The organism is Pirellulales bacterium, from assembly GCA_035533075.1.
Taxonomy (GTDB): Bacteria; Planctomycetota; Planctomycetia; order Pirellulales; family JAICIG01; genus DASSFG01.
This window is the reverse complement of sequence record DATLUO010000143.1, coordinates 19,111-31,500: the sequence shown is the minus strand read 5'-3', so window position 1 is coordinate 31,500 and position 12,390 is coordinate 19,111. Positions and strand designations below refer to the sequence as shown.

Below are 12,390 nucleotides of genomic sequence, written 5' to 3'. Positions count from 1 at the left end.
CCTTGAGGGGCTGGACGATGTCAGCGAAGAGCTGGCCAACCGACTCTACGAGGCCGGTTGCGACGACGCCTCGCTTGGTTGTTGTGAAGGCGTCGTTTCGCTCGAATTCGACCGCGAAGCCGGCTCTCTCGCGGAGGCGATCGGCAGCGCGGTGCGCGATATCACGGCCGCCGGATGCTTGCCGGCGCAGATCACGCTCGACCGGGACGCCGATTGAGCTTTCGGTCGGACTCGTGCTCCGACCGGTGAAACGATCCGTTCCTGGATCACGCAAGTGCTCAGCAGGACCATCAGCGGCATGTCGTAGGCGGTGCGGAGGCCGTCGTCCATGCTGGCCCTAGGCCACGACGCTGCCGTTCGCCAGGTCGCCGGGCCGCGCGCGGATGTTGTCTTTGGCGTAGGTGGCGAAGAAGGCGTCAAAACCCTTGCCGGCGCGCAGCGTGTTGGCGCTGGTCGTGTTGTAGTCGATCGGCAGGTTGTTGCTCAGGTCGCCGGTGATTGACGCCGCCGAATCGTGGCCGGCGATGTCGCTCTCCCAAAGCGCGAGCACCTGGCCCCGCGTGTCGCCCCCGGTCGCTTGCACGCCGCCGTCGATGAGGATGTTGTCGCCGTTGCCGGCCTGGATGTTGTCGCGCCCGCTCGCGCCGAAAGCCGACCGGCTGCGCGATGAATACCAGCGGCAAATCCAGGAACTGCTCGCCCCGGCCGTCTTCATCGACGAGGTGGCCGTTTTGTCGCCTGGAAACTGTCCCGAGAGCAGGTTGGCCCAAGTGCGGGCAAGATCGCCGACGTTAAACCCACCGCGAGGCAAAACGTTGGCAGGGCGAAAAGAGGGGTGCAGGAACCGTTTGAGAATATCGACACCGTTTCCTGACGACACCATTTCCTGACCCGGGGCACAGGAGAAGTGTATAATCATGGGAGAGAAATTGTTCGACGTTCGCCCCGATTGAAGGAGACCGCGACCATGCCTACGGTGCCAGTCAAGCGGAAAGAGGCCGCCGAGCCGGGAGAAACCATTGAGGAGAGATTCCGTCGGCTGGTGTCGGTTTGGCGCGCCGAGACGGCCTATGTCTCCTCCAGCAGCGAGTTGGTCGGCCATCCCGCCTTTCGCGAGATTGTCGGCATGGGGGCTCCCGTCATTCCGCTTCTACTTCGCGAATCGGAGAACCGCACCGGCCATTGGCACCGGGCGCTGCGCGAGATCACGGGCGCCGACCCCGTTTCCCCCGCCGACCGCGGCAACGTTGACAGAGCGGCCGAGGCTTGGCTGCGGTGGGGCAAAGAGAAGGGCTATGAATGGTAGAGCCCAGTCTGGAGGACGTCTTCCCAGGACTGCGGGACCAAGCGTATCAGCTCAGCGGTCGCTGGGCAAGCAAACTCGGTCGCAGCGAGGACATCGAACACGCACTTCACGACTTAACTGGCACTGCGTATGGCAAAGTCGTTCTGATCATGAAGCGGCCGATAACGTAGCTCACGGTTGAACGGGACGTTGCGGACATCGACGCCATCGCCGCGGCCGGCCTACCCGTCTTTGTCGCATGGTACCTTCCGCGAGCAGGTTGGCCCAAGTGCGGGCACGATCGCCGACGTCAAACTCACCGCGAGGCAAAAAGGCTGGCAGGTCGAAAAAAGGGCGCAGGAACGGTTTGAAAAATATCACACCGTTTCTTCTCCGTCGTCCATCCCCACGGTTGGCTGCCCTGAGAATCCTCGTCGGTAAAATTCCTTGGGGGAGTCTTGACTTCGGCCACTGCGGCCATAAAGTGATGGCTGGAAGGCCGCGCTAGTTGGCCCGTCGTATAGTACCCCGGAGACCAATACCACAACGATACGGCGCTACAATTAAAAAGAATGCAATTCTGATTGCCGTAGTTTCATTTCCTCTAACAACGTGACTGCTATTTAGAGCCGACAATCCTGTGATTGTCGGCTTTCGGCGTTTTGGGGATCAGATTTTGACGTTTTGTTTCTGTTCAGCACTGGAGAAAGCCCATGAACATAAATGTCGTTTTGGAAATCGGGATGGAGCGGCAGGAAAAGACAAAAATATGTATCGCGTTGAATGTTTGGCTCGATGACGAAAGCAAATCGAGTGACGATGAATATATCAAAGCGATATGCGAAGAATTGCGCAATGATTTGAATTCAAAGTATTGGGACGAAGATCACCGGTTGGTCGGGAGGCTTATCGCAGAAACTCGCGGTGAAAGAGTGGTGGATATCCTCGACGAATTATTTGATGGCAAAGACCAAGTCCGACAAGAAACGAGGAAGAGAAATCAATGAAGGTGCCGATTTCCTCCCGACAATCTTTCAATGGGAGAACAATGGCTGGGAGAAAGATGCTGGAAGCGTTTCGTTCTTGCCGTGCGGCATAATTCAAACCGGCATGGTCGAAGGCTCGCTCCCCGCGCGGCAGGTCGAGCTAACCGTGACCGCCGTGGTCGAACATGTCGATGCGCGGGCAATCGTCGTTGAGGTGGCTTTCGTCAAAACATTTCCGGCATATCAGACTGGAACACTCGACATTGAAGGGCGTCGAAAAAGCGGGCAAAATTATCCTGCCAAAGAATTCCAGATTACGAAGACTGTTCGCGTAGAGGACATCGACGCTTCCAAATATGCCGAGGGTGACGACTTCGAGCCTGATCAGGTTTTTGAACGTGTTGAAAACAAGGAAGGCACCGTCGTACTGCGGCCGTTCGACCTGGCGGCCTTTAAGGAATGGCGCCAGCACCACAAACCGGCGAAAACTAAACCGAAGTGGAAGCCGAAGCCTTCAAAGAGGACTACGCGTTAGCGCAGTGTGCATCGGCAGCCGCGATCGTCAACTTTTGGCGACGGAGCTCAAAGTCCGCCACCAAGCTATTCGCGTCGCTTAAAGACGGGAGGCATGGCGTCGGTTCGGTCCAACCTTCACGGACTGCCGACTTTCAGACCTTCTGTGATTGCCGTCATCGCCAGGCCACCCGTCCTCTTGATGGTGATGTCCTTCGCGTTGTTCCAAGCTGTGTCATTGCGTGCCGCTTCAAGAAAGTCATATCCTTGCCAAGTCATGCGAATGCAAGTGACGCTGCTGGAACTCATAGAAACACCATCTACAAGACCTGCGTCTTCCATTAGGCGCAAATGGTCTCCGACTTCATGAAAACTGCGGCTCGGTATCTCAACACCGACGCTGCACGAATCGGCCGATCGTGCCTCAATCGTCAGAAGAATCTGTCGCACTAAATCCATGTCTCGCTTCATAGTGCCTCCGCTAAGATACAATTCATGCTGTGGGCAATCTTCTATTTCGTGCGAAAGGCTGCGCTGGCCACGGCCGCCTGCAGCAACGATTGGATTCGATACTCGTTCCGTTCGAGCTGTTGCACGATGCCCGTCGACCGTCTCGCCGTCGGTTGCGCCGACCGAACGCCACAAGGCGTAGGCAGCATCTTTTGCCTGAAAGCCGCGAGCGAAACGGTCTTTTTGTCCGCCAGCATTGCCCGATGGCATCGTAATTCTCCAAGGCGATGCCGAACGGGTCAAGGCGGGCGTGGCAAGTCTCACCTACGGCCGAGCTGCGATGTTGCTCCAGCCGTTGTCGGGCCCGTCAGGTTCTTGCTTTTAACCGTGGGCAGATCATCGGCGTTCGGCCTAGCGGCTTCGCCGGTTCGTTCCAGGGCGTACCAACCACGTAGCCGCGCGGCGCACCGGCAGGGTGCGGAACCCGTCGGTCAAATTGGTCGGCTCAAGGCAACCCCAATCCCACTTTTAAGCAGTCATTAAATCTTTGCACGAGCATTGGCGAAAGCCTCCCGAGCACCAGAGCAACGGCATCCGAGTAAACGGTGTCGAGGACCAAGCTAGAAACAACCGAATCGACAAGCAAACCCGTCGCTCGGCCCTCGGCCGTACTGACGTCGATGAAGAGACACGCGGGGTCGCCTTTCATCGTCAGGTTTTTCGTAACTTCGGCGACAACAACCGTCCTGACCCTGTTGGCGTAAGAGTCCGACTGCACGACCACAGCAGGCCGCTTCTTGCCGCGTTGGCCGGATGGATGCGGAAATCGGACAAGTACGATGTCACCACGTGTCATGACTTCTCCGGCAAATTATCATACTCGTCCCAATCCTCGTGTTTGAGCCGCTCCCACGCCAGAGCTTCGAGCTCCTCCCTTGTCCACGGGCTATCATCATAGTCGGCATCTTTGAGGCGTTGGAATTCCTCCACGCGCAGCAAGACGAACGTCTCCTTGGTCCGGGGGTTCAGTACGTGCGGCGGGACAACTTCCGGGTGTTCCAGGGCTTGCATTTGCTGTTCTGTAAGTTCGATCATGGTTACCTCGTTTTCCATTATCTTACCGTGCCCCAGCGGCTCGGGCTATTGCAGGACGTGGAAAAAGGACGTCGGCTTCGCCAAGGTTGAGCGTCGTCGGCACGCTACCGGCGTGGCCGGCGGGACGGGGAACGCCCGATCAACTGACAGAATCTGTCAGTTGGCCAATGGTGGGGTTACCTCTGACCGGTTTTTGAGCGACGCGCGCGGATCGCTCTTTGAAAAGTGAAAATTGCTTCTGGTCCGTGGTGCGTGGCCGCCCGAAGAACGACCAACCTCCACTGCGCGGCTGCTACGTCTTTGAAGGCTGCCAACGTTTGCAAAAGTCGGTGTTCATCGCTCTGCTTCGTTTGGCACGAAATGGCCATCTTCGAAATGCCCTGAAGGCGCCATTTAGAAACGGATGTCGCCGCATGCCGCAGCGGAAGCGCAAAATCTTTGGCGGCAAGGGTTTGCGAATCATCCGTTGGAGGGGTGTCATCCGTCATCGTGCTCACTTTGGCCGCGCGCGGCCAAAGTGACTGCGGCCCGTTCGTCTCCGGCGGCACGCGCAGAGGCGACACGCGTGTCGCATGGTCGCGGAGTAAACGGCTTTCCTCTCGCGGAGCGAAAGGGCTACGGTCGGCAAAAGCGCCGCGCGCGGCGCTTTTCATTCGCAAGCAGAAGCCATCGCGCACCAACAGCGCGTGGACGTGACACGCGTGTCGCAATGCGCTCGGTCGTGACATACATTCATTTCCACGATTTGGCGTGGGCGTGGCGCGCGACGGCCGACTATCGTTCGTCGGGCTGGCCGGGCGACGCCAGCCGCAAGCCTTTGGGAAGGCTCTCGCCGAACATCAGGCCCGCTTCGTCTTCGGCCAGCTCGCCGCCGTGCGAAACCAGCTCCTGGTAGTGCGGCGGGGCGGCGTTGCGGTCGAGCCAGCCCAGCAGCCGCTGCCGCGCGTCGTCGCCGACGTCGCGGTGGCGGTCGTCCGTGCGGCGGCCCAACTGCACGAGCGAGAAAGCGACCGTTGCGGGTTCGGCCTCCGCCTCCAGGAGTTGTCGCAGCCACGGCTCGACCTCCTGGGGCGGAACGACCGCATTCAGCGGCCCATACATCGGCACGCGGGCCCCCAAACGCCCGACGGCCCACAACGCGGCGTCGCGCACCGCACCCACCTTTTCGCGCCGAGCCAGATCGAGCATGGCGGCAGCCAGCTCCACTTTCGTGGTGACAGGAATCAGCTCCAGCGATCCCAACAGCCGCCAAGCTTCGGCCGCTTCGTGCGAGCCGGCCCCCACGTCGGGTCGCCGCGATTTGCCCCCTTTCTTCGCGGCACGCAGCGCGGCCAGCAACGGGTCGGCCAATGACGCTTGCTGGCCGGCGTTCAGGCCGCCCGCGATCCGGCGCCAAAGAATCAGCCATTCCACCCGGCAGGCGGGCGTATGATGGGCACGCTTGCCCTGCAACAGCCGCCACGTCTGCGCCACACGCCAGTCGTCGACCGCCAGTCCATAGCCAGGCCGCAACGAGAAACCCGTGAGATAAAGCCAACGAGCTTCGTGCTCGGCACTGCGGCGGCGGCCCGGTTCCACTTCGATCGACGCTTCCCAGAAGCCGCGCAGCAGCGTCATGGGCCACTCGCGCCGCTTCAGGCCGGAAAGCTCCTCCAGCCGCTTCACCAGTCCGCTTGCCGCCGCCGACGCCGACGCTCCGCTAAACGCCGCGGCAATCGCTTGGCGGCAGCTTTCGAGCAGCGCCTCGTCGAACACGCCTTGGGCCTCGCCACGGCCTCGATGGCCTTCGCGATCGGTCTCGGTGGCTGCCCGCACGTCGAACTGCAATCGCCAGCGGCGCGGGCCGGCGATCTCGCCGCACCACAAATCGAGCGTGCCCACCTCCGTCAGCCGAGCGTGCAGTTCGACGGGCACGACCGCACCGGCACCCTTCTTGGTCGCTTCCAGCACGGTGCGGATGGGCGGCAAGGCCGTCATCTGTTCCGGATCGAACGGCAACATTTCGCCGGGCTGGTCGGTCAGCCGCGTGCTCGACGAATAGATCGGAAACTCAACCGGTTCGCGGATGGTCAGCTCGAACCGCCGGCCGGCCAGATCGACGGTCTTGCCTTCTTCACTGCCGGCGGGCAAGAGGCAGACCGCCGCTTCGCCCTCGGCGCCGGTGATGCCGATGTAATAGGTGCGGGCCAGCCCGGCGGCGATCCGCACGCCCACGCCCCGCCGCACCATGCCGTAGTAGGCCGCTCCCTGGGCCACGGCCAGATCGAGCCGTTCGTTGTCGAGCACATGCGGCTGCCAGGGCGTGCCGGCCGTCGCCTTGGCGAACCACGACGACAGCACATCGAGCAGCCGGCCGCGGAGCATGGGCGACGCAAAAAAGCCGCCGTTGAACAGTACCAGGTCGGGCCGCGCCGGATCGTGATTGTCTTCGCCGTGCGACTCGCCGTCGAGCGCCACGTGGCGGTGCGCCGACAAAAACGCCGCCAGGTATTTGGTGATGGCGGCATCGGCGGCATAAGGCAGGCCGAACTCCTGGAAGCCGCTACGTCGGGCGGCCGGCTTATCGTCCAGCCCGACCCTGGGCAAAAAGCCGTCGAGCAACAGCCGCTCGATCTCGTCGCGCGCCAACTCCACCTGCAATCCGCCGCCGATCAGCCGCGCGCCACTTGACGGCAGGTTGATCCGCAACGACTCGCCGGCGCCGGGCGAAAGCATTGTTTCCTTGGCCCGCCGACACGTTCTCACCAGCACGCTCCACTGCCGCGGCTCGAGCTTGCCGTCGCCGGTCAGCCGCCGCTCGATGTGATGGGCCAGTGCCAGGTCGAGATTGTCGCCGCCCAAGAGCAGATGCTCGCCGACCGCCACGCGATGGAACCGCACTTTGCCGTCGTCGGTGCGGCGCACGCGGATGAGCGTGAAGTCGGAAGTGCCGCCGCCGATGTCGCACACCAGAATTTTCTGGCCGGGCGAAACCAACGTTTCCCAGCGATCACCCTGGTGATAAATCCAGGCATAAAAGGCCGCCTGCGGCTCTTCGATCAACACGACTCGCGGCAGCCCGGCCAGCTTGGCGGCAGGCACCGTCAGCTCGCGGGCCACTTCGTCGAACGAGGCCGGCAGCGTCAACACGATCTCCTGCCGCTCAAGCGGCTCTTTGGTGAAGCGATGGTTCCAGGCCTCGCGAATATGCGCCAGATAACGCGCGCTGGCTTCGACGGGCGATAGCCGCTCGACGTCGGCCGAGGCGTGCCAGGGGAGAAGTTGCGCCGTGCGGTCGACGCCCGGATGGCAGAGCCACGACTTTGCCGACGCGATCAAGCGGCCGGGCACGTCGGTGCCATGCTCGCGTGCGAAGAGGCCCACGGCGTAGTTGCGCTCGTGTGCGTCCCAGGGAAGCCTGAAGGACCCGCCGCCGAATTCGCCGGGCGCCGCCTCGTAGTGAAACGACGGCAGCGTTTCTCGGGCCTCGACCTCGCCGGGCGCCACCAACTGCGGCACGGCGAAGGTGCGCACCTGCCCGGCGTCGGCCGAGGTATCGACGAAAGCCACGGCCGAGTTGGTCGTGCCCAGGTCGATGCCCACGACGTAGCGGCTGGGGGTTTCATTGTGATCGACGCTCGACATACTGTATGATACTGTGAGTCTCGTGCAACATGTAGGGTGGGCCGGCGCTCGCAAGCTCGCTGGTCCCACCCTACAGCTTTGAGCACAACCTCACGGAAGCGCAAACATGCGGCTCTCCGAAATTTGGACCCTTCTTCGTCGGGCGGGCACTGCGGCCGCGCTCTGCGCGTTGGCCTGCGCGATCTTGGCGGCCGACGACCGCCCGGCATCGACAGCCGATCTGGCCCAGCTCATTCGCAGCCTCGACGACGACGCTTACGAGACCCGTCAGAAGTCGATGACCGGTTTGAAGCGGCTGGCCGCCGACGCGAAGCATCGCGATGCCGTCGCTCGGGCGGTGCGTGCGGCCCTTGACGACGGCAGCACGTCCTACGAGACGCGTTGTCGCCTCCGGCGGCTGGCAACCGCGCTGCCCACCGTGACCATCGCGCCGCCGCGAGACATTTCCGACGAAGAACTCGATCGCCTCATTCAGCAGCTCGACGGCGACACTTATGCCGCTCGCACGGGCGCGCTGGCCCGCTTGGAGACGATTGTCGAACGACCGGGCAACGCCTGCCGCGTCGTCGAGCGCTTACGGCCGCGGCTGCGCGATCCGACCTTCTCGCGACAGACGCGCGAGCGCGTGCAACCGGTCTGGGACCGCGCCCAGCTCGTGTGGCTATCGAGCGATCCGCGCACCTGGCGCTGGCCCGCCGTCGAACAGGAGCAGATCGATCGCTGGATCGAACTGCTGACGCGACCGTTGCCGCCGCCGGTTTCGGAAGGCTCGATCCAGGAGACGCGTGCCCGGCTGGAGCGCAAGCGGCGGCTGGCGCAGCGCGAAGCGGCCCATTCCGAGCTGCTCAACTTGCTGGCCCGCGTCGACCAGACTGGCCGCGTGAAGGCCGCCCTCGATGCACGGCTCGCCGCCGGGCACGTAGACGACGACGCACGCCAGCGGTTGGCCGAGCTGGCCGGATGGGTGCGGCCGTGGCTGGCGGTCGAGGCGTGGACCGAACGCAAGCTGGCCAGCATCGTCGAGTCGCCGCTGGGCGAAGAGTATCACGCGCCCGGTGCGGCCAAGCCCACGCTCTTTGACCGCCTCGACGACCGCCGGGCACATTGCGTCAGCGACGGCGTGTTGAAGCCGGGCGAGTATCCCGTGGACGTGCTTTTTCCTCACCCGTTCATCTTGCGGTCCGACACGCAATTAGTGGTCGTGAATCTGCCGACGCCGCGAACGCGGTTGGCCTATCACTATCAGATCAAGGCCGACCGCGACGCGCGGCTGCCGGAGTTGACCGAGCGAACTCTGAACCGCATGGCCGCGGAAAAACGCCCGCTCAAATACACCGAGCTGGTGATGCTGCCCTCACTCGACGCTCATGCCGTCTCTCGTTTCGCAGGCCAGTATTTGCAGACGGTCGGCGATCCGCCCCAGACCGACCGGCAGCGGCTCGAACGTGCGGGGCTTGGTTGCCCGCACGTCAACCTTTGCAACATGCTGGTCGAAATCGGCACTTACGAAGCGGTGCCGGGCATCCTCAAAGCGATCAAGGCCGGCAAGCTGGCGAAGCCGACGCCCCGTGCTCCCGAGAACTGGCCATGGATTGCGACATTGGCCATTTTGGCCAGCGGTCCGGGTCCGGACGGGGAACGCATTTTAGCGGACCTTCTGGACCGCACCGATCCTTTGGTGCTCAACAGTCCGACGCCCAGCGACGTGGGCGCCACCGCGGCGGCGATTCTGGTCGATTTGCACGGCATCGCGGTGGAAAAGTTCGGACTGGAACTGGCCGACGACCCGCGCCTGGCGGAGTTCGGCGGCATTGGCTATCGCTTCAATCCGCCCGAAATGCGCCAGAAAGTCCGCGCGTGGTGGCGGCAGCAAAAGAAGCCGTAGGCGAGCCAGATGCCGGCCTGCGTCAATCCGGATCGAGCCGCACTTGAACGGGCGTCGCGGGCAAAGGGGCGGCCGGCCAGCCATCGGGCAGCAACTGCGTCAGGTTTCGGTGCAGGGGCCGGTAGCCGGGGGCTTTGAACTCCAGTTCCTGATCGGCAACCTTGGTGTGCGTGGCGGGTTGCCGAAGCTGACCGAGCAGCGACCCGGTCAGGTGCAGCTCGGCGATGATCGAGACGGAGAATATGCCCCTTGCGGCCAGCGTGGCGGGCAGGCGGTAGACGGCACGTTCCGTCCGCTCAGAGGAGGCAACGGTGTTTACGGTGACGCCTTGCAGAGCCTTGCCCGTGGCGGAATCGACGACATGCAACCTGAGATCGGCCAGCCGGTAGGTGGTCCACTCGGCTTCACTCGACCACCCCCAGCCGAGCCAGATCATCCCTGCCGCTGCACCGCCGGCCGCCACAAGCCTGATGTCGAGCCTGGCGATGCCATAAGCCAACACCGCGGCGGCAGCGAGGCAGCCGAGAAAAGCGACGGCCAGCATCAGATCGGCAGACATGGCGAGCGGCCCGAAGCGCATCAGGCCCAGTCGAGGCCCGTTTCGCGGCGCACGCGGTCGGCGAAGTCGCCCAGCATGCCGCCGATCACGTCCCAGCGATCGACGCGGCGCAGCTCGATATCGCCTTGCGCGTTGACCCGCAAGAGGCTCTCGTCGCTGATGCCCAACTGGTGCAAGGCGTCGACTTGCATCTCCTGCTCATTGACGACGCGGACCAGCGTCTTGCCCGACATTTCGATGAATTTGGTATGCACCGCGTGACCTGGAAAGTGGCGACTCGTTGAATGCTTCTATCATACTGGGCCATTTTGGATTTTCAATTTTGGATTTTGGATTCGCTCTCCCTGACTCCGCCATTCTTTGATCGACGAATCCGCCGCCTTGACCAACGGCGTATACCGTGGGTGCCGCGACTCTTTGTAGGGGTCGTTCCGCGCGGCATTGTAGCAGCAGATCAGCGACCAGCGGGGCTGCGGCGAAAGGTTCTGGTCGGAGCGGTGCAGCAGATTGCAGTGAAAAAAGAGGGCGTCGCCCGGCTGGGCCTCGACGTAGACCAGCTCCAGCCGCTCAATGGCCGCTTCGACGCGTTCCGCATCGGCGCCCGTCTGGTCGCCGGTCTTGCCGTGGTCGATGCGGCCCAGGAGGTGCGAACCTTTGAGCACCTGCAGGCAGCCGTTCTCGCGGTTGGCCCGGTCGACCGCGATCAGGCAGCTCAGCATGAGCGGATAGAGACAGCCGTTATTGTACCAATAGCCGTAGTCCTGGTGCCATTCCCAGGCGCCGCCGACGAACGGCTCTTTGAGCATCATCTTGGTGTGATAGTGGTACACCTCGCCGCCCAGAAGCTGCTCGGCGCGATCGACGATCCGCGGCGACCGCGAGAACAGCCCGTAGAGGTTTTCGCCCGGCTCGTTCCAGAGCGCCAGCCGCGTCTCGTGGCCGGTGGCATCTTTGCGGCCATAGGCACTGGCCATCATCCTTTCGTCATTTCGGGCGTAATCGAGCAGGATGGCCATTTCTTCGGCGTCGAACAGCGAGCGCAGCAAAAGATAGCCGTCGCGTTCATAGGCGGCCAGTTCGGTGGCGGAAAGAGGTTTTTGGGGCATGGAGGTTCTCGCGTGTGGAGTGTCGGTGGGATGGCATTATAAATATAAATGGGGCGTGGATGAGCGTGCCACGGGTGCATCAAACCCTCGAACCCTAATACCACTGATACACCGACAACCGCGACAGCCACTCGCGGGCGCGTTTGGCGAACTGCTCCAGCGCTTCGGAAAACGACGACACCAGGTCGGGGTTGGCCAGAATGAAAACGGTGCCGAAGACCGAGAGCGCGGCGATGGGCAGTCCGAAATCGAGCAGTGGCAAGCGTATTTGCGACGAAGCCGCCGTCGACCGGCCGTAGTACACCAAGCGTTTGTAACCCGACGCGATGGTCTGCGAGGCGAAGACGGCCGTCTCGGCCACGAACGGCGTTTGTCCCGAAAGCGCCATGGCAAAGGCCGCCAAGAGCGAGAACCCCGCCGCCACCAGCAGTACCGACCCGCACCAGATCGTTTTGGCCGCCAACAGCGCCGGCATCGCGCCGATCGTCCAAACAGCCGCACCCCTTCGTGGATGAAAGGCGCCCCACGCGAACACGACCGGCAAAACGACAAACAGCAGCGCGTATCCGGCAAACCCTTGCCCTCGGTAGATCGCCAGATCACAGAGCACAACCGCGACCACGACAGCCAGCAGTTCTCGCCAGCGCACGGGCGGCTGATCGACGACAGGCCGTTGCGCCCGCCTCATCTCGGTCATTCGCCTGTCTGAGCTGTCGCCGCCATCGGTCTCACGCGGTAGAGACGTTCCTGAAGTTTCGCCGGTCATCGCGGAAGCACCCTATGTTACCGGCCCCAAATCTGCCTGGCTGCTTTCATTATTTCGGATCCGCCGAGAAAGGCGATAGGCTTCATGGCGTGTCGGGCCTAAAGCACGCTATACTGACGTG

The 12,390-nt window shown here is 62.7% G+C and carries 15 protein-coding genes and 1 pseudogene; 5 read left to right on the top strand and 11 right to left on the bottom strand.

What is annotated here, in order from left to right; genetic code table 11:
• The coding region (locus VNH11_18555; protein ID HVA48374.1) for a hypothetical protein at positions 1-217 on the top strand (217 nt) is incomplete at its 5' end.
• A 120-nt stretch (positions 218-337) separates the two neighbouring features.
• Here VNH11_18555 and VNH11_18550 read toward each other — a convergent pair.
• On the bottom strand, positions 338-919 hold the full coding sequence (locus VNH11_18550; protein ID HVA48373.1) for a hypothetical protein: 582 nt from the start codon (positions 917-919) through the stop codon (positions 338-340).
• A gap of 48 nt (positions 920-967) precedes the next feature.
• On the opposite strand from VNH11_18550, the gene VNH11_18545 reads away from it, so the two are divergent.
• The 3 genes from VNH11_18545 to VNH11_18535 all read left to right on the top strand — a co-directional run bounded on the left by VNH11_18545 (position 968) and on the right by VNH11_18535 (position 2,806).
• A complete protein-coding gene (locus tag VNH11_18545) occupies positions 968-1,306 on the top strand; it encodes a hypothetical protein (protein ID HVA48372.1) in 339 nt (112 codons plus the stop codon).
• 692 nt (positions 1,307-1,998) lie between these two features.
• Positions 1,999-2,292 (top strand): hypothetical protein, encoded by a 294-nt coding sequence (locus tag VNH11_18540; GenBank protein HVA48371.1) that lies wholly within the window; start codon positions 1,999-2,001, stop codon positions 2,290-2,292.
• Positions 2,246-2,806: a hypothetical protein gene (locus tag VNH11_18535; protein ID HVA48370.1), complete on the top strand. Its 561-nt coding sequence runs from the start codon at positions 2,246-2,248 to the stop codon at positions 2,804-2,806. Before VNH11_18540 ends, VNH11_18535 begins: the two co-directional genes overlap by 47 nt.
• Before the next feature lie 116 nt (positions 2,807-2,922).
• On the opposite strand, the gene VNH11_18530 is transcribed toward VNH11_18535, so the two are convergent.
• The 6 genes and pseudogenes from VNH11_18530 to VNH11_18505 form a co-directional block, all read right to left on the bottom strand.
• Positions 2,923-3,504, bottom strand: a complete 582-nt coding sequence (locus VNH11_18530; protein HVA48369.1) for a DUF2513 domain-containing protein — start codon at positions 3,502-3,504, stop codon at positions 2,923-2,925.
• A gap of 29 nt (positions 3,505-3,533) precedes the next feature.
• Positions 3,534-3,586, bottom strand: a pseudogene (locus VNH11_18525) (hypothetical protein).
• Positions 3,587-3,739: 153 nt separating this feature from the next.
• Positions 3,740-4,090 carry a type II toxin-antitoxin system PemK/MazF family toxin gene (locus VNH11_18520; protein HVA48368.1) on the bottom strand — a complete coding sequence of 117 codons (351 nt, stop codon included), beginning with the start codon at positions 4,088-4,090 and terminating at the stop codon, positions 3,740-3,742.
• Positions 4,087-4,329 (bottom strand): hypothetical protein, encoded by a 243-nt coding sequence (locus VNH11_18515; protein HVA48367.1) that lies wholly within the window; start codon positions 4,327-4,329, stop codon positions 4,087-4,089. Before VNH11_18515 ends, VNH11_18520 begins: the two co-directional genes overlap by 4 nt.
• A 176-nt stretch (positions 4,330-4,505) precedes the next feature.
• The gene (locus VNH11_18510) at positions 4,506-4,817 is read right to left on the bottom strand and encodes a hypothetical protein (protein HVA48366.1); all 312 of its coding nucleotides are present in this window, start codon (positions 4,815-4,817) and stop codon (positions 4,506-4,508) included.
• A gap of 286 nt (positions 4,818-5,103) precedes the next feature.
• Positions 5,104-7,953 carry an Hsp70 family protein gene (locus tag VNH11_18505; GenBank protein ID HVA48365.1) on the bottom strand — a complete coding sequence of 950 codons (2,850 nt, stop codon included), beginning with the start codon at positions 7,951-7,953 and terminating at the stop codon, positions 5,104-5,106.
• Between the two features lie 106 nt (positions 7,954-8,059).
• On the opposite strand from VNH11_18505, the gene VNH11_18500 reads away from it, so the two are divergent.
• Positions 8,060-9,838 carry a hypothetical protein gene (locus VNH11_18500; GenBank protein HVA48364.1) on the top strand — a complete coding sequence of 593 codons (1,779 nt, stop codon included), beginning with the start codon at positions 8,060-8,062 and terminating at the stop codon, positions 9,836-9,838.
• A 22-nt stretch (positions 9,839-9,860) separates the two neighbouring features.
• Here VNH11_18500 and VNH11_18495 read toward each other — a convergent pair whose 3' ends face one another.
• The 4 genes from VNH11_18495 to VNH11_18480 all read right to left on the bottom strand — a co-directional run bounded on the left by VNH11_18495 (position 9,861) and on the right by VNH11_18480 (position 12,200).
• Positions 9,861-10,397 (bottom strand): hypothetical protein, encoded by a 537-nt coding sequence (locus tag VNH11_18495; protein HVA48363.1) that lies wholly within the window; start codon positions 10,395-10,397, stop codon positions 9,861-9,863.
• A 20-nt stretch (positions 10,398-10,417) separates the two neighbouring features.
• Complete coding sequence (locus VNH11_18490) at positions 10,418-10,651, bottom strand: hypothetical protein (GenBank protein ID HVA48362.1); 234 nt, start codon at positions 10,649-10,651, stop codon at positions 10,418-10,420.
• Positions 10,652-10,690: 39 nt separating this feature from the next.
• Positions 10,691-11,503 (bottom strand): phytanoyl-CoA dioxygenase family protein, encoded by an 813-nt coding sequence (locus tag VNH11_18485; GenBank protein HVA48361.1) that lies wholly within the window; start codon positions 11,501-11,503, stop codon positions 10,691-10,693.
• Between the two features lie 94 nt (positions 11,504-11,597).
• Positions 11,598-12,200 (bottom strand): hypothetical protein, encoded by a 603-nt coding sequence (locus VNH11_18480; protein HVA48360.1) that lies wholly within the window; start codon positions 12,198-12,200, stop codon positions 11,598-11,600.
• Positions 12,201-12,390 lie beyond the last annotated feature (190 nt).